This is a genomic window from Exiguobacterium sp. EA-TM-5 (assembly GCF_053878415.1).
Genome location: NZ_CM132670.1, coordinates 1,550,972 through 1,567,291 on the forward strand (window position 1 = coordinate 1,550,972; position 16,320 = coordinate 1,567,291).

At 46.1% G+C, this 16,320-nt stretch carries 18 protein-coding genes; 17 read left to right on the top strand and 1 reads right to left on the bottom strand.

Features of this window, described 5'->3' with window-relative positions; translation table 11 throughout:
• The first annotated feature begins 82 nt into the window (after positions 1–82).
• From ACV3PA_RS07930 to ACV3PA_RS07950, 5 genes are read left to right on the top strand one after another with little or no spacing between them, the layout of a single operon-like run.
• Complete coding sequence (locus ACV3PA_RS07930) at positions 83–523, top strand: YlbF/YmcA family competence regulator (protein WP_035406766.1); 441 nt, start codon at positions 83–85, stop codon at positions 521–523.
• 23 nt (positions 524–546) lie between these two features.
• The gene (locus ACV3PA_RS07935) at positions 547–804 is read left to right on the top strand and encodes a YlbG family protein (protein WP_023468818.1); all 258 of its coding nucleotides are present in this window, start codon (positions 547–549) and stop codon (positions 802–804) included.
• A 46-nt stretch (positions 805–850) separates the two neighbouring features.
• Positions 851–1,432 carry a 16S rRNA (guanine(966)-N(2))-methyltransferase RsmD gene (gene rsmD, locus ACV3PA_RS07940; RefSeq protein WP_082318562.1) on the top strand — a complete coding sequence of 194 codons (582 nt, stop codon included), beginning with the start codon at positions 851–853 and terminating at the stop codon, positions 1,430–1,432.
• The gene (gene coaD / locus ACV3PA_RS07945) at positions 1,429–1,920 is read left to right on the top strand and encodes a pantetheine-phosphate adenylyltransferase (RefSeq protein WP_029342153.1); all 492 of its coding nucleotides are present in this window, start codon (positions 1,429–1,431) and stop codon (positions 1,918–1,920) included. Before rsmD ends, coaD begins: the two co-directional genes overlap by 4 nt.
• Complete coding sequence (locus tag ACV3PA_RS07950) at positions 1,920–2,918, top strand: SepM family pheromone-processing serine protease (RefSeq protein WP_053453859.1); 999 nt, start codon at positions 1,920–1,922, stop codon at positions 2,916–2,918. Before coaD ends, ACV3PA_RS07950 begins: the two co-directional genes overlap by 1 nt.
• Here ACV3PA_RS07950 and ACV3PA_RS07955 read toward each other — a convergent pair.
• Complete coding sequence (locus ACV3PA_RS07955; RefSeq protein ID WP_456125934.1) at positions 2,891–4,042, bottom strand: tRNA(Met) cytidine acetate ligase; 1,152 nt, start codon at positions 4,040–4,042, stop codon at positions 2,891–2,893. The genes ACV3PA_RS07950 and ACV3PA_RS07955 overlap by 28 nt on opposite strands.
• Positions 4,043–4,198: 156 nt before the next feature.
• On the opposite strand from ACV3PA_RS07955, the gene ACV3PA_RS07960 reads away from it, so the two are divergent.
• The 12 genes from ACV3PA_RS07960 to murG all read left to right on the top strand — a co-directional run bounded on the left by ACV3PA_RS07960 (position 4,199) and on the right by murG (position 16,303).
• Positions 4,199–4,723, top strand: a complete 525-nt coding sequence (locus ACV3PA_RS07960) for a YceD family protein (protein ID WP_029342150.1) — start codon at positions 4,199–4,201, stop codon at positions 4,721–4,723.
• A gap of 46 nt (positions 4,724–4,769) precedes the next feature.
• Positions 4,770–4,943 (top strand): 50S ribosomal protein L32, encoded by a 174-nt coding sequence (gene rpmF / locus ACV3PA_RS07965; RefSeq protein ID WP_012370841.1) that lies wholly within the window; start codon positions 4,770–4,772, stop codon positions 4,941–4,943.
• Positions 4,944–5,027: 84 nt separating this feature from the next.
• On the top strand, positions 5,028–5,837 hold the full coding sequence (locus ACV3PA_RS07970; protein ID WP_456125935.1) for a ketopantoate reductase family protein: 810 nt from the start codon (positions 5,028–5,030) through the stop codon (positions 5,835–5,837).
• Positions 5,834–6,190, top strand: a complete 357-nt coding sequence (locus tag ACV3PA_RS07975) for a DUF3397 domain-containing protein (protein ID WP_053453857.1) — start codon at positions 5,834–5,836, stop codon at positions 6,188–6,190. The genes ACV3PA_RS07970 and ACV3PA_RS07975 overlap by 4 nt, the downstream gene beginning before the upstream one ends.
• 29 nt (positions 6,191–6,219) lie before the next feature.
• Positions 6,220–7,782, top strand: a complete 1,563-nt coding sequence (bshC, locus tag ACV3PA_RS07980) for a bacillithiol biosynthesis cysteine-adding enzyme BshC (RefSeq protein WP_456125936.1) — start codon at positions 6,220–6,222, stop codon at positions 7,780–7,782.
• Between the two features lie 161 nt (positions 7,783–7,943).
• Positions 7,944–8,882, top strand: coding sequence for a 16S rRNA (cytosine(1402)-N(4))-methyltransferase RsmH (gene rsmH / locus ACV3PA_RS07985; RefSeq protein ID WP_053453855.1), 939 nt, complete (start codon positions 7,944–7,946; stop codon positions 8,880–8,882).
• A gap of 13 nt (positions 8,883–8,895) precedes the next feature.
• Positions 8,896–9,282, top strand: coding sequence for a cell division protein FtsL (gene ftsL, locus ACV3PA_RS07990; protein WP_053453854.1), 387 nt, complete (start codon positions 8,896–8,898; stop codon positions 9,280–9,282).
• On the top strand, positions 9,279–11,417 hold the full coding sequence (locus tag ACV3PA_RS07995) for a penicillin-binding protein (RefSeq protein ID WP_456124421.1): 2,139 nt from the start codon (positions 9,279–9,281) through the stop codon (positions 11,415–11,417). The genes ftsL and ACV3PA_RS07995 overlap by 4 nt, the downstream gene beginning before the upstream one ends.
• A gap of 108 nt (positions 11,418–11,525) precedes the next feature.
• Positions 11,526–12,845, top strand: coding sequence for a UDP-N-acetylmuramoyl-tripeptide--D-alanyl-D-alanine ligase (locus ACV3PA_RS08000; RefSeq protein WP_456124422.1), 1,320 nt, complete (start codon positions 11,526–11,528; stop codon positions 12,843–12,845).
• Positions 12,846–12,867: 22 nt separating this feature from the next.
• On the top strand, positions 12,868–13,833 hold the full coding sequence (gene mraY, locus ACV3PA_RS08005; RefSeq protein WP_053453852.1) for a phospho-N-acetylmuramoyl-pentapeptide-transferase: 966 nt from the start codon (positions 12,868–12,870) through the stop codon (positions 13,831–13,833).
• 32 nt (positions 13,834–13,865) lie between these two features.
• Positions 13,866–15,212 carry a UDP-N-acetylmuramoyl-L-alanine--D-glutamate ligase gene (murD, locus tag ACV3PA_RS08010; RefSeq protein ID WP_456124423.1) on the top strand — a complete coding sequence of 449 codons (1,347 nt, stop codon included), beginning with the start codon at positions 13,866–13,868 and terminating at the stop codon, positions 15,210–15,212.
• Positions 15,209–16,303 carry an undecaprenyldiphospho-muramoylpentapeptide beta-N-acetylglucosaminyltransferase gene (murG, locus tag ACV3PA_RS08015; protein WP_053453850.1) on the top strand — a complete coding sequence of 365 codons (1,095 nt, stop codon included), beginning with the start codon at positions 15,209–15,211 and terminating at the stop codon, positions 16,301–16,303. The genes murD and murG overlap by 4 nt, the downstream gene beginning before the upstream one ends.
• The last annotated feature ends 17 nt before the right edge of the window (positions 16,304–16,320 follow it).

Sequence of the window (16,320 nt, forward strand, 5' to 3'; positions counted from 1 at the left end):
TGAACAAATTATACACAATTCAACAGGCTAGGAGGGAGAGAAATGTTATGATAAGATGGTAAAGTTAAGGAGGAGATTCGTTGTGATATATACCGATAAGACGATTGACCTCATCAACGCAGCGGAAGACCTCATTCGATCTCTCGCTCAAAGTGAAACGGGGCAAGCATATAGATGTGCAAAACAAGCACAGCAAGAGTCAGTAGAGGCACAGTCCGTCATCCGTGACTTTCATCAAGTCAAGGAGGACTACGAACTCGTGCAACGATTTGGACGTTATCATCCTGACTATCAGACGATCACGAAAAAGGTCCACGAAGTCAAACGGCGACTGGATTTACAAGAAGAAGTTGCACAGTTCAAAAAAGCGGAAAAACAACTCGAGACGTTACTTGGACAAATCAGTCTGAAACTTGCTGGAGAAGTATCACCGCAAATCAAAGTACCAACGGGAAATCCGTTCTTTGACCAAGGATGCGCCGGAGGTTGTTCGACCGGTGGCAGCTGTAGCTGTAGCGGATAACGAAGTGAAGGGGGTAGGCTGGCGTGATCAAGGAACGAGTGGGACTCATCGTCTATGTCAATGCGATGAAAGCATCCCGTCAATTACGCCGTTACGGGAACGTCTACTTTACGTCTAAGCGTGAACGATACGTTCATCTGTATGTCGATTTAGATCAGCATGAACAGGTGATGGAAGTCATTTCGACTCTCCCGTTCGTCGAATCGATCAAACGTTCAGAACGACCGTTCATCACGGAGACGTTCGCGAACAAAAAAGGCAAAATGCCTGAAGAAGCATAATCCATGGAGCGATGAGGACATCCTCGTCGCTTCTTTGTTGAAAGGAATGAAGGAAATGCGAGTCATTTCAGGGGAACGTAAAGGAACACGACTAAAAGCAGTACCGGGGGATCAGACACGACCAACGACGGATAAGGTCAAGGAATCATTATTCAATGTCATCGGTCCGTATTTCAACGGAGGACGAGCGCTTGATCTATTTGCGGGGAGTGGTGGTCTTGGTATCGAGTCTCTTTCAAGAGGATGCGAGGAAGCAGTTTTCGTCGACCAACATCATAAGGCCGTCCAAACGATCCAAGATAACTTACGAACGACGCATTATACGGATCAAGCACGTGTTTTGAAAAAGGATGTAGCCGTCGCTTTAGCTGAACTAGCATCTGAGGAACCATTTAAATTGATTTATTTAGATCCTCCTTATGCTAAAGAACGATTGACAGAACATGTCACGTACATAGAACAGCACGATATGCTGACGGACAATGGTGTCATCGTGTGTGAACATGACTCTGCTGTTGAATTACCGGACCAGATCGGACGGCTTGAAGTCGTGCGTCGACTTCGTTATTCCGCTGTCATCTCGATCACGTTGTACGAATTCATGGAAGCGGAGGAAGACCAGGTATGAAACGAATCGCCATTTGCCCAGGTAGCTTTGATCCAATCACGAACGGACATTTAGACATCATCGAGCGTGCTGTTCCGATTTTTGATGAGATCATCGTTGCCGTATTGAACAATTCTTCGAAGCAACCATTGTTTTCGGTCCAAGAACGGATGGAATTGATCGCCGATGTGACGTCTCATTTACCGCAAATCAAGGTTGACTCCTTTAATGGTCTACTTGTCGATTATGCGGCGGAAGTCGGCGCGACTGCTATCGTCCGCGGACTGCGAGCTGTCTCGGACTTTGAATATGAAATGCAAGTCGCATCCATCAACAAGAAGATGAACGATCAAATCGAAACACTGTTCATGATGACGAATAATCAGTACTCTTTTTTAAGTTCTTCAATCGTCAAGGAAGCTGCTAAATATGGTGCCTCGGTTGCTGACCTCGTACCGCCTTCTGTCGAAGAAGCGTTACGTCAGAAATATACGAAGGGAGAATTGTGATGAAAGCATGGAAACCCGCCCTAGCAGCGATCATCGCTGCCTTGATCGTATTTTTCGTACCACTTCCTTATTTCATTTCGTATCCAGGTGATGCAACGTCGACTGAAGACTTAATCGATGTGTCTGGAGGCGATAAGGAACCAGGAGACTTAATGATGCTGACGATCGCACAGCGTCGAGCAACGCCTTATTTCCTTGTAGAAAGCCTGTTCCTGCCGTTTTCAGAAACATCGAGTGTAAGTGATTATCTGTATGACGGCGAGTCAGACGCACAGTATGAAACGCGTCAGAAGCTATACATGGAAGAAGCACAACATAACGCGACGATTGAAGCGTATGAATTGGCGGATCAAAAGGTCGATGTCGATTTCAATGGGGTCTACGTATCCGGTGTCATTCCAGGTGGTCCAGCTGAAGGGAAGTTAAAGGCAGGCGACCGCATTACCGACGTTGACGGGAAACCGATAGCCTCGTTTGACGGATTCATGAAGACGATTCAAGCAAAAAAAGCGAAAACGCCAGTTGCGATTCAGTTCACGCGTAAATCGGAAGTGAAGAAGACGACAATTCGCGTAGACCAGTTATCAAAAGAGGTCAAACGAGTCGGGCTCGGTATTTACGAACCGCTCCCAATTTCAAACGTGACGACGGATCCTGAGATTGAGTTTCGCGTCGAAGACGTCGGTGGACCTTCTGCTGGGATGATGTTCACGCTTGAAATCTATGATCAATTGACACCAGGGGACTTGGCGAAAGGACATAAAATCGCCGGCACTGGAACGATTGAAGAAGGTGGAAAGGTTGGACCAATTGGTGGAGCATGGCAAAAGGTTGTCGCTGCTGACGAGGCAGAAGCAGAAATCATGTTCGTACCGGCAGGGGAAAACTATAAAGAAGCAAAACCGTCCATAAAAAAACTCGGAACGAACATGAAGCTCGTTCCGATTAAGACAGTTGAAGACGCGATTGATTATTTAGAAGACCTTCCAGCGAAATAAGGAAAACGACGGTGTTCGAGCAACGCGTCGTAACGAGCCAAGGGCAGTGCGTATGCAGCTGTCACTTGGCTTTCTTTCGTTAGCCAAGGATGACTCGTGAACGTACTGAATATAGGAGTCCGCGTTTTAATGGTTTTGAGTGCCTGTCGTCCGTGTTCTGAAAAGGCGAGAGGGCGAACAAAATCGACATGGTCGTAATCGATCCGTGCGATCTCCTCTGCTGTCGTTGTCGTTAAAAGATAGATCAGGGCACGTTGCAGGCTTGTTCGCGTATAACGGCGTGTTTTAACGTAATTCAGGAAAGTATCGAACGTTACTGCATGTTTCGCTCCTTCCACGAGTCGTGGAGCTAACGAAGTATCGATCCCAGCAATCCGTACCAACTCTGAAAGTGGCGTCGTTAATAGACGTTGTCGAATCCACGGGTAATAGTGTGAGAAATTGGCGAAAGAGGCGTTCGTCAAGACATCCTCCGTCTGTGCGGGAAGCGCGAGCAACTGACCATGTGTTTGATGATGGGCACGTATTGCGGTGGCGCTCATGATATCTCCAGTTGATAGGTCATGGTAGCCGCTTCCGATTCGCTGCGTCGTGTGAAGCGCGAGCGTTTTTGCGGCGCGAGCGTAATAATAACCAAGCGTATTATTCGGTTGCGTCAAATCAAGCGTTTGAGAGACGCTCTTGAATGCTTGGCTAGCGGCGAGGGCAGAAGAGAGACCAGATGCTAATCCGTCGCGTAATGCTTGCTTGTATGCAGGTGTCTCTTCGATCTGTTCCGATGCGGCGTGTAGAAACGGTTCGATCTCGCCACACTCACTTCCAAACGAAAGTGACTGGCAACCGATCGTCTCGGCAATCGTCACACCGCCACGCGCAAAGCGATCTGCACGCTGGACGGCGAAATAAAAGGGAAGTTCAAGGACAAGGTCAACGGCACCGCTAGCAACTGCTGCTTGAGCGCGTGTCCATTTATCCGTAAATGCGGGTTCACCCCGCTGCATGAACGTCCCGCTCATGATGGCGACGATGACATCAGCACCTGTTTCCCGTCGTGCTGTCGTCGCTTGATAGTAGTGTCCATTGTGAAACGGATTGTACTCTGAAATGATAGCTGTCATCCTCATGAAAACTTTCTCCTTTGCAAACCGAATTAAGTGCGGTAATATGGATGAAGACGTCCAAAAGTGTTCGTTCTCTAGCGATTTCAGTGTAAAGAAAAAACATTGACAAAACAAGATGTCCTCTCTATAATTCATATTGTTGCAATTGAGGTGATTCGGATGAAATGGTCCCTGATGCAATTGAATAAATTGCGTAATCTGGGTCAACTTCAGGTTAACGAGACGATCGAGCTCAATGAGCTAGTCGCCCTCCATCCGGATATCCGGGCGGTGCAACCTGTGCACGTTCGTGCAAATGCATCGTTTACATCGAATCAATTAATATTCAATCTTCGGATTACCGGCGAAATGACGCTTCCGGATGCCCGGACGCTAAGTGACGTTGCTTATCCATTCGAGATTGAATCCATCGAGCCATTCCTGCTTGAAGTTGATGCTGTTTCGAATGAAGCAGATGACATCAACGTACCAATCGGGAATACGGTCGATCTTCGACCGCTCGTGCAAGAATTGATTTTACTTCATGTGCCAGTGCAAGTGCATGGGGATGATGAAGAGAATCAGTTGGTTGAGGGGGAAGGCTGGACGATTCTTTCTGAAGAAGATCCAGAGGAAACCGAACCAAAAATTGATCCGCGACTCGCGGGTCTCGCTCAGTTCTTTAAAAAAGATCAGGATTCCTGATTTCTGAAGTAAAGGCGAGTGTATTTTTTCAAGGAGGTGGACAACGATGGCAGTACCATTCCGCAGAACGTCGAAAACACGCAAACGTCTTCGCCGTACTCATTTCAAACTCCGTGTACCAGGTATGGTCGAGTGCCCAAACTGTGGTGAAATGAAACTTTCACACCGTGTTTGTAAAGCATGTGGCTCGTACAAAGGTAAAGAAATCGTCAGCAAGTAAGCTGATTGATCGGTATAAAAGCGACCTTCGAATCGAGAAATCGGTTTTAAGGTCGCTTTTTTCATGAAAGGGGAAAAGATTGAGATGAATATTGGAATCATTGGCGCGGGAGCCATCGGTTTATTGCTTGCCTCTTATTTATCGGAAGAACATTCAGTCACGCTCTATACACGACAAGAACAAGAAGAAGAACGACCGGTCATTCTAGACGGACAAGCGAGCCGCCTCGTACGGGTTCGGAAGATTGATCGACTCGAGTCAGAAGACTTGGTATTTGTTGCGACAAAGTCGTATGATATAAAAAGTGTGATTCCAATACTAGAACGACTAACGTGTCCTGTCATGTTCCTGCAAAACGGGATGGACCATCTACAGTGGAAAGAGCGATTGCCACATGTCTTATTCGGTGTCGTCGAGCATGGTGCCATGCGCACTGCACCGTTTGAGGTCAAGCATACTGGGAAAGGACGCATCCGTTACGGTAACGAAGCGATTTCGAACTTATCCTCAAAACAGCTATGTTTTGAATTCGAATCAGAGATGGAAGCTGTCTTATTGACGAAACTGTTCATTAACGTCGTCATCAATCCAGTGACTGCCTTTTACGGCGTCGAGAATGGATGCTTACTTGATATGCCTTATCGACAAGAAGCCCGTCAATTGTTTGACGAGATGCGGACGATCTTCCCACACCACGACATTACTTATTCCGAAATCGAGCGAATCATGAAGAATACGAGCAAAAATCGTTCTTCCATGTTACGGGATCTTGAGCACGGGCGACAAACAGAAGTAGAACCGATACTCGGATATGCGTTACGTCAAGCGACGACTGTGACACCGCGCTTATCTTTTTATTATGAACAGATCAAACAGAGGGAGGGTCCGCAGTGACGGTCTTCATCATTTTTCCTTTATTCAGCCTGATTGCGTTGTATCTCATCTTTCTACTTCTGTTTCGAAAGCATGGGAAGGCAGTTCGATTTGCACTCGATTTCGGAACGTTTATCGTTCTTTATGCGATTCATGTTGCATTAATCGCCTTGACCGGAACGAACTATCTGGGATGGATCATCATCGCTGTGCTGTTGGTTTTTGCATTAAATGCGCTCTGGCAACGGATTCGACAACTCGATGTCGATTTGAGACAAATGATTCGACATAGTTGGCGGATCATTATCTTGCTGGCATTACCTGTTCATTTCGTATTGTTTGTGCTTGGTATACGTCAACTGTTCATCAGCTGACCAGTTAGGTAAGAAAGAAGGGATTTTGTTTGAAGGTACAACCATTTGAAGCCTTATATGATGATAACTCGTTGATGCATCGTGCTTCACGAGAAGAATTCTTAACATATGTCGACCACATTGGGGAGAACGGTTTACAGTCGAGAAGTCGCTTGTTAGAAGAGCGTCACTATCCTCACCTCGCGAAGCTAACGGACGAACTCGAACGTCAAAATCCGAACATGACGGAGCGGTTGCGGGAACGCGTCGCACAACTACGTACAGGTGAAGCCCAAGCTGTCGTTACAGGACAACAAACCGGCATCTTTGGCGGACCATTATATGCGATCTATAAATTGTTGACCTGTCTTAAGGTCGCGCAGCAGGCGGAATCGACGCTCGAACGTCCTGTCGTTCCGATTTTTTGGCTCGCGACCGAAGATCATGATTTTGATGAAATTAACCATGTCTATGTTCCGACAGCAGATTTTCAAACGCGAAAGATTGCGATCGCACCAGCAGAATCGATTGCCCGCTCAGTCAGTCGACTCTCTTTTGATCAGTCAGCACTTCTTGGAATGATCGAAGAGACGTTCCGAGCAATGCCAGAGACGGTGCATACGAAACAATTAGTCTTGCGTCTAAAGCAACTCGTTGAGGAATGTACGTCATACGGTATGTTCTTTTCACAATTAATCGGTGAACTGATCGATTTTGATGTCGTCTTCTTTGATGCTGATACACAAGTGGTCCGTGAACTTGAAATTCCGTTCTTTGAACGATTGATTCAAGACAATGCGGAGTTTAGACGTGCTCTTTCGGATGGAATTGCGCAAACGACAGAATTACCTGATACATTTTTGAACGAAGAAGCAGCACACCTCTTCATTGATGATCACGGTCGTCAGTTGCTTTATCCGACGGCAGACGGGTTTGAAACAAAACAAGGGAAGCAGTATACAGAGCTTGAGTTGATTGCGTTACTGTATGCCAGTCCAGAGCGGTTCTCAAACAGTGTCGTCACGCGTCCATTGATGCAGGATTACTTATTCCCGACGCTTGCTTATATCGGCGGTCCAGGGGAATTAGCCTACTGGACGCGATTACGACCGCTCTTCCATCATCTGAATTGGACGATGCCACTTTTGATTCCCCGCATGGGCGGATTACTTGTGCGCCGTAGCGATGAAAAACGTCTCGCCAAACTAGACGTATCGATTGAAAAAATCATTCAGTCAGGCGTTCCGATTCCGGTCTATTCAGAAGAGAAAATGACAGAACGTTTGCATACGGCGGCGATGCTAAAAGATAGTTTTGTCTCCGAGTTCCTTTCACTCGAACACTATCTCCTGCGGACTTCGAGCAAGAGTGAGAAGATCAAGAAACAACTCGAGCAATCGATTGCCGGTCTGTTAGCAGAGGATCGACGTCAGTTCGACCGACAGACGCGGCAATATAAAGAGACTGCCTATCATCTGCTTCCTGATGGAGCGCCACAAGAACGGGTTCATTCTGTCCTACCGTGGTTGAATCATCATGGTCTTAATTTTGTTCGGGACTTAAGGAAAGCCTATGAAGCGAACACGAGTGACCAACTGAAGATTTTCCTCTAAACCTGCTGAAACAAGCAGGTTTTTTCGTTTTTTTAGCGAAAATTACACAAAAGTTAAATAAATCTAGAAAACTGTCTCATTTTCGTAACGTTTTCACGAGAGAATATGATACATTGAAAAAGAGTAACGTCCTTCAAGGACAGTGAAAGGTGAGGCAGGACATGTTTGAGCATGAAACAGTTTTGAAATGGGAGTCAATCGAAGGACTCGCGATTAAACCCGACGGTATTTACGTCGATTGTACATTGGGCGGAGCAGGACACAGCGAAGAGATTGTCAAGCAATTGACGACCGGTCATCTGTATGCATTTGATCAAGATGATGTCGCACTCGCTCATGCAGCAGAACGTCTCGCGGCGTATGAAGGTCGCTTTACTTTAATAAAAAGTAATTTTGCTTATTTAAAAGATCAACTAGCAGCACATGGCGTCGAGAAAGTGGACGGCATCTTATTCGATCTCGGTGTCTCTTCACCACAATTAGACGAAGGGGAACGAGGATTTAGTTATAATCACGACGCACGTCTCGACATGCGCATGGATCAATCTTCTCCACTTTCTGCCTACGAAGTCGTCAATGAGTGGCCGTATAATGATCTCGTACGTATCTTCTTTACATACGGGGAAGAGAAATTCTCAAAACAAATTGCGCGTAAAATCGAAAAAGCACGGGAAGAGCGCCCGATTGAGACGACATTCGAACTCGTCGAATTGATTAAGGATGCGATTCCTGCACCAGCACGTCGCAAAGGCGGACATCCTGCGAAACGGACATTCCAAGCAATCCGGATTGCCGTCAATGACGAACTGAATGTGTTTGACCGTGCGGTACACCAAGCAATTGATGTATTACGAGTCGGTGGACGTCTATGTGTCATCACGTTCCATTCACTTGAAGATCGCATGTGTAAGCAAGCAATTAAAGAAAAATCATCACTACCCGAGCTACCGCCGGGCTTACCGATGATTCCCGTCGAAATGGAGCCGGAACTTCGACTCGTTACACGCAAGCCAATTACGGCTGGCGTCGAGGAACTCGATGACAACCGTCGTGCCCGATCGGCAAAATTACGAATTGCTGAAAAAATGAAAGAATCTTGAGAGGAGCATTCCAATGGCAGAACCACTTCGTAAATCGGTCCAAACGGTTCAACCCGTTCGTCAACAACCTGTTCAGGAACCACGGAAGACGGAAGATATTGCGCGTCGCGTCGCCGTCCGTCCGAAGTATCGCTTGTATCCTTTTGAAAAATTCTTATACAGTGCGATGATTGGTGGTCTTGTGTTATTTGGGAGTTTGACGATCAGTACACACAATGAGGCATATAATGTTAGCCGTGACTTAGCAAAAGAAAATCAAGTCACACAGACCCTCAACAAGGAAAACGAACGTTTACAACTAGAGGTCACGAACTTAAGCTCTCCAGAACGGATTTATAAGATTGCGAAAGAACAGGGTCTTGATATGCGTAAAGGGAACATCAAGGTGATTCCTAAATGAATCCACTGAAAAAATCCCGTTGGAGAGTAGCCTGTATCATGATGATATTTGCTACTCTCTTTTTTGTGTTCATTGGCCGATTTTTGTACTTAGCAACGACCAAACAGTTTCATGGTGAAGATATGATTGCGTATGCGGAGAAGAAACGATGGGAATCACAAGAAACACTTGGTGCTGAACGAGGCGAGATATTCGACCGTCTCGGATCTCCGATTGCCATCAACGTTCCATCCTATCATCTAATTGGGATTTATCGACTTGGTGGCGTCAAAGATCCAGATGAGACGATCGTCGACTTCAAGAAGACGGCTGAAGGTCTTGCGCCGATTCTTGGAATGACAACGAAGGAACTAGAGACCTATTTGATTGAAAACAAAGAGCGATCTCAAATTGAATTCGGGAAAAAAGGGAATGATCTGACGCTTGATCAAAAAGAAAAAATCGATAAGCTCAAGCTCCCTGGAATTCGAATGATCGAAGAGCCAAAACGTTACTATCCGAATGGCATTTTCTTGTCGGATACGCTTGGGTTCGTTCAAAAGATTACGGAGGAAAATGGTCGTGTCGCATTACAAGGACAAATGGGAATCGAGAAACAATATGATGACGCTTTAAGCGAATCTTACGGAGCGCGTGTCTTTGAGAAAGACCGTAGTGGAAATCCCTTGATTCAAGGGTCGTCTCGTGTTTCGAACGAGCCCAAGGATGGATCGAATCTCTATTTGACGATTGATCATCGTATTCAACAGTCGCTTGAAAAAGAGATGCAAAAAATGTACAACACGTATAAGCCCAAAAATGCGACAGGCATCGTCATGGATGCGAAGACCGGTGAAATCCTCGCCATGGCGGATCGACCATCATTCAACCCAAATCTACGTGACATGAAGGACTTTACGAACTTCGCCGTGTCATCACGATTCGAACCTGGTTCGACGATGAAAATCTTTACGCTTGCAGCAGCAATCGATGCCGGAGTCTTCCGCCCGAATGAGATGTATAAATCGGGTAGTTATAACTATAAAGGAACCGTTATCAAAGATTACAATGATGTCGGTTGGGGCACGATCCCGATGATCGAGGGCGTCTATCACTCCTCAAACGTCATGTTCTCAAAGTTGACTGCAGAAAAACTTGGAATCGAACGGTATAAAGATTACTTTAAGAAGTTTCATTTTGACCAACGAACGGGTATAGACATCTCGGGAGAAGTAAATAGTCAATCTGATTTGTCAAAACCATTGAATGCACTCATTACCTCATGGGGGCAATCAACAGCGGTTACGCCGATGCAACTGCTTCAAGGGGCAACAGCAATCGCTGGTGACGGTGAGATGGTCAAACCGCACATTATTCAAAAAGCGGATCATACGGATAAAGCACCATATCGAGCAAAAACAGAGGTCGTAGGTAAACCGATTTCTGCTGAAGCTGCAAAGGCGACCCGCGAAGCACTTGACGGTGTCGTCAACAGTAAAATCGGAACCGGTCAAATGTATAAGCTGAAAGATTACCGTGTCATCGGTAAGACGGGTACAGCTCAAATTTCTGAGAATGGGAAATACATTCAAGGACAATTTATTCACTCATTCATCGGTATGGCTCCGAAAGATGATCCGGAATTGATCATGTATATTGCAGTCGATCGTCCGTCGAAAAATGAATCGTCAGTTTCTGGACCACTCATCATGAGTCCTGTGTTCAAAGGTGTCATGAATACGGCACTACAGTATCGAAGCATTCAACCAGAAACGCAGAAAGATTCGGTTGACGTTAAGGCAAAGATAACACCTAGCTATATCCAGAAGAGTGTGCGGCAAGCAACGGATTTGGCAAAAGAGCAAGAAGCGGTTCCAATCATCCTCGGTGAGGGTGCAGAAGTCGTTTCACAAATACCTTCTCGCGGTCAAGAGTTCGTCAGTGGAGAGCGTGTCTTACTGAAGACATCAAATACGTTCAAGATGCCGGATATTACTGGTTGGTCGCAGCGAGACGTCAAAAAGCTCGTCAGCTTATATGACTTGAAGCTCGACGTCATCGGTAAAGGTTTTGTAACCAAACAATCGGCTCGAACTGGTACACTAGTGAAGGAAAATGGAAAGTTGACGGTCGAACTAGCTGAACCTAAAGATTAACGGTAGAGCAAGTTTCCTGATTTCTACAGGAAGACGAGGACGAACAGGAGTCATTCGTTGACTTTTGCATTCGTCCTCTTTTGCTGTCATCGAATGGAGGAATATATCATGTTAACAATTACGCAAATCGCTGAGTGGTTGCATCTCGATGTAAAAGACGACCGTGTCGTCCGTCATTTTGCGACGGATTCACGTGCGCTACTCGAAGATGGTCTCTACATTCCGATTCAAGGAGCGCGCGTCGATGGTCATCGATTCCTTGAGGGGGCTAAAGGACAAGGAGCCATCGTTACATTATGGAAGAAAGGGTTTACTCGTCCTGCTATCGATATCGTTTTCTTAGAAGTGGATGAGCCGCTCGTAGCATTACAACAAATCGCTAAACAATACTTAATACAGATTGCACCAAAGATTGTCGCCATCACTGGATCGAACGGAAAGACGTCGACGAAGGATATGGTCGAAAGTGTACTCAAGACGACGTTCAAGACACATAAGACACAAGGAAACTTCAATTCGGATATTGGCATGCCCTTAACCATTTTGATGATGCCTGCTGATACGGAAGTCGCCGTGCTCGAGATGGGAATGAACGGTTTTGGAGATATCGAATTCTTATCGAATCTTGCTGAGCCAGATATCGCACTCGTCACGAACATCGGTGAATCGCATGCGGAGCAAGTCGGCGGACGTAGTGGAATCGCTAAAGCGAAACTTGAGATTCGTTCTGGACTCAAACCAGGGGGTCATTTATTCGTTGATGGTGATGAACCACTGCTTGCAGAAGTTGAAGCGGAAAAAATCGGTTATCAGATTGGAAATACGTACCGGATCGAGCCAACGGACGCGACGTTCTTCGGCACAGCTTTTGCTTACGATGGCACCGCGTTTCATCTACCCGTGCTCGGGAAACACCAAGTTCGAAATGCAGCGTACGCGATCGCAACAGCGCGTGCACTTGGAGTAACCGATACACGGATTCAAGAAGGGTTTGATGCTGTTGAATTGACACCGATGCGGATGGAGCGACTACTCTATGAAGAGACTGCGGTCATTAATGATGCGTATAATGCTAGTCCAACATCGATGAATGCAGCGATTGAAACGATTACTGCATTAGAAGGTTATACGACGCGCGTTCTCGTGCTTGGTGATATGTATGAATTAGGGGAACAGGAACGCTTGTTACATGCCTCGGTCGGAAAGCGGATTGCGTTACCTGTCTCGCATGCTATCCTAGTAGGGGAGAAGGGCGCGTGGATTGCTGAAGGAATCAGCGATCCATCCGTCCAAGTCCAATTTGCGGCAACAGTCGAGGATGCTGCTAAACAGTTGTATCCGCTACTTGGAGAACGAACGATTGTCTTATTGAAAGCGTCACGTGGGATGGCGCTCGAACGGATATTGACCTATCTGAACGAAAACTAATTTTTGAAAAAGGGTGTCTGCTATGATCACATTATTTATCAGTCTTATTCTTGCATTTCTTGTTGTACTGCTCGTCATGCCTAAAGCGATTCCGTTTCTACACCGACTGAAGTTCGGTCAGGAAATTCGGGAAGAGGGACCACAATGGCACCAAGTCAAATCAGGAACACCGACGATGGGTGGAATCGTCATTCTTGTGGCGATGATCATCAGTGTTCTCGGTGCACTCGTCATGGGCGATTTATCGACGACACAGTTATCGTTACTCTTTTTAACATTAGCCTACGGCGTCATCGGATTCATCGATGATTACATCAAAGTCGTCAAGAAGCGTAACCTCGGTCTGAATTCGAAACAAAAATTAATAGGACAAATCGTCGTCGGAGTGTTGTTCGTCTGGTTGAGCGGTGGTTTTACGAGTGATGCGACCTATCTGTCGATTCCGTTTACAGACTTCGAGCTTGATTTTGGAATCATCTACCCGTTTGTTGCCTTGTTCTGGTTAGTCGGCTTCTCGAATGCGGTCAATTTGACAGACGGTCTAGATGGTCTTGTCTCGTTTACAGCGATTCCAACATTCCTGTTTTTCGGATTATACAGTTGGTTCATCGCAGATGAAGTGGGAGCAGCTTGTTTTGCTTTCTCAGCAGTTGGTGCATTGATTGGATTCCTTATATTCAATGCTCATCCAGCAAAAATCTTTATGGGTGATACCGGTTCACTTGCACTTGGTGCTGCGCTAGCCGGGCTATCGATCGTGTTAAAACTGGAATTACTACTTGTCTTAATCGGTATCGTCTTCGTTGTTGAGACATTATCAGTCATTTTACAAGTCATCTCCTTTAAAACGACAGGGAAACGAATCTTTAAAATGAGTCCAATTCACCACCACTTCGAAATGGTCGGTTGGAGTGAATGGCGGATCGTCGGTACATTCGCAGGAATCAGCTGTTTGATGGCATTCATCGCCTACCTATTCATCCAATAAAAAAACGAAGAGAGAAAGTGAGCGATTCAACAATGGAACAACGACAATGGAATGATCAAAAAGTGCTCGTTCTCGGAACGGCGAAAAGTGGAATCGCAGCCGCTCGTTATTTAGTGAGTGTCGGTGCAGAGGTAACAGTGAATGACGGGAAAACTCCGTCCGAGAGTGATCAAGCAGCGCTTGCATCACTCGACGTCAAAACGGTCTACGGTGAGCACCCGTTAGCACTACTCGATGGCATCGATCTAATCGTCAAGAATCCAGGAATTCCGTATCAAATCGATTTATTACAAGAAGCGCTACGACGCAATATTCCGATTTGGACAGAAGTAGAACTGGCGTATCAAGCAACAGATGCGACGTGGATTGCCATTACAGGATCAAACGGGAAAACGACGACGACGACACTTGTTCACGAATTGTTAAAAACGGGGTCTCGGCGTGTTCATTTGGCAGGAAACATTGGATTCCCGGCAATTGAAATCGCAAGTCAGGCGAAACAAGATGACATCATCGTCATTGAATTATCAAGTTTTCAATTGATGGGGATTGAGCAATTCCGACCGTACACGGCAGCCTTTTTGAATTTATCACCGGCACATCTGGATTATCATGGTGATTTTGAATCATATGGTGAAGCAAAAGCTCGGATTTTCAAGAACATGAAAGAAGCAGATCGTCTTGTCTTGAACGCAGATGACGTATCCGTTCGTGTGCTCGGTACGTCTGCTAAAGTAACGCCGCTCTTGTTCTCGCGTCGTCAATCGGCGTATGCAGAAGTCATGAATGATACGTTGACGATCAATGGGACGAGTATCTTACCTGTCGATGAACTCGCTCTCGGCGGTGGACATAATGTCGAGAACGTTCTTGCAGCCTTAACACTCGTTGAACCATTTAACCTCGCAGTATCTGACATCCAGCATGTGCTACGGACATTCGGTGGTGTAGAGCACCGGACACAGTTCGTCGGTGAAATTGCTGGTCGAAAAGTATACAACGACTCGAAAGCGACGAATAATGTCGCGACAGAAGCAGCCTTATCTGGATTTACAGCACCAATCATTTGGTTATGTGGTGGACTCGAGCGTGGAGCGGATTTAACACCGTTACTTGGTGCAATGAAGCATGTTAAACATGTCATTGGACTTGGTGAGACGGGTCACCGTTTTGGGACGCTTGCATCAGAAAACGGTTATCCTTCGACAGTCGTTGAGACAATGGATGAAGCAGTGAAGGTGGCGTTTGAAACATCACAACCTGGTGATATCATTCTCTTGTCTCCGGCATCTGCAAGTTGGGATCAATATAAGACATATGAGGAGCGCGGCGAGCATTTCGTTCGTGCCGTACATCAGGTAGGAGGAACAACAGTATGAAAATCGTCGTCTCTGGAGGCGGTACAGGGGGGCATATCTATCCTGCGCTTGCCATGATTCGGGAACTTGAACAACGCACGTCATGTGAGGTCCTTTATATTGGAACGGAGAATGGTTTAGAAGCAGATATCGTTCGCCGAGCGGGAATTTCATTTGAATCAATCGAAATTTCGGGTATTCGTCGTTCGTTATCTTTTGAGAACGTCAAGACCGGAATCCGATTCATCAAGAGTGTTCGTCGTGTTCGCAAACTTCTGCGCCAGTTCCAACCGGATATCGTCGTCGGTACAGGTGGATTCGTCTGTGGACCGGTATTATATACGGCTGCAAAAATGGGATTCAAGACACTCGTCCATGAACAGAACAGTTTACCAGGTATCACGAATAAATTTTTAGCACGGTATGTCGATCGTGTTGCGCTCTCTTTTAAAGGTTCAGGACACCACTTCGGCAAAAATGAATCAAAGACTGTTTTGATTGGTAATCCGCGTGCTTCTGAAGTGGCAGAGCTTAAAATCAATCCACTCGAAGAGCGGCAACGTTTCGGTTTTGAGGAAGGTCGTCCACTCGTCGTTATCTACGGTGGTAGTCGTGGTGCGCCTGCCATCAATGAAGCAGTCGTTGACATGATGCCAAAAGTTGAACAAGCAGGATGGTCACTACTCTTCGTAACCGGTCAAATTCATTACGATACGATTGCTTCACGTGTTGGCTCCGTTCCAGAACGGATTCAACTTCGTCCATTCGTGTATGATTTACCAAACATCCTAAAAGCCAGTCAACTTGTCATTTCGCGTTCAGGGGCAAGTACGCTTGCCGAGCTGACGACACTCGGATTACCGAGTATCCTCATCCCAAGTCCTTACGTGACGGAAAATCATCAAGAAGTCAATGCCTCATCGCTCGTCGAGACAGGTGCAAGTCTATTGATTCGTGAACAAGAGCTGTCAGGTGATCGGTTATTTGAGGCGTGTGAAAAAGCATTAGCACAACAACAAGAGATGTCTCAAGCAGCATTAGCTCTTGGTATGCCGAATGCTTCACGTGACTTAGTCGATGAATTGTTACGGCTGACGGAACAAAAATACTAAACTATTGCAGGAAAAGA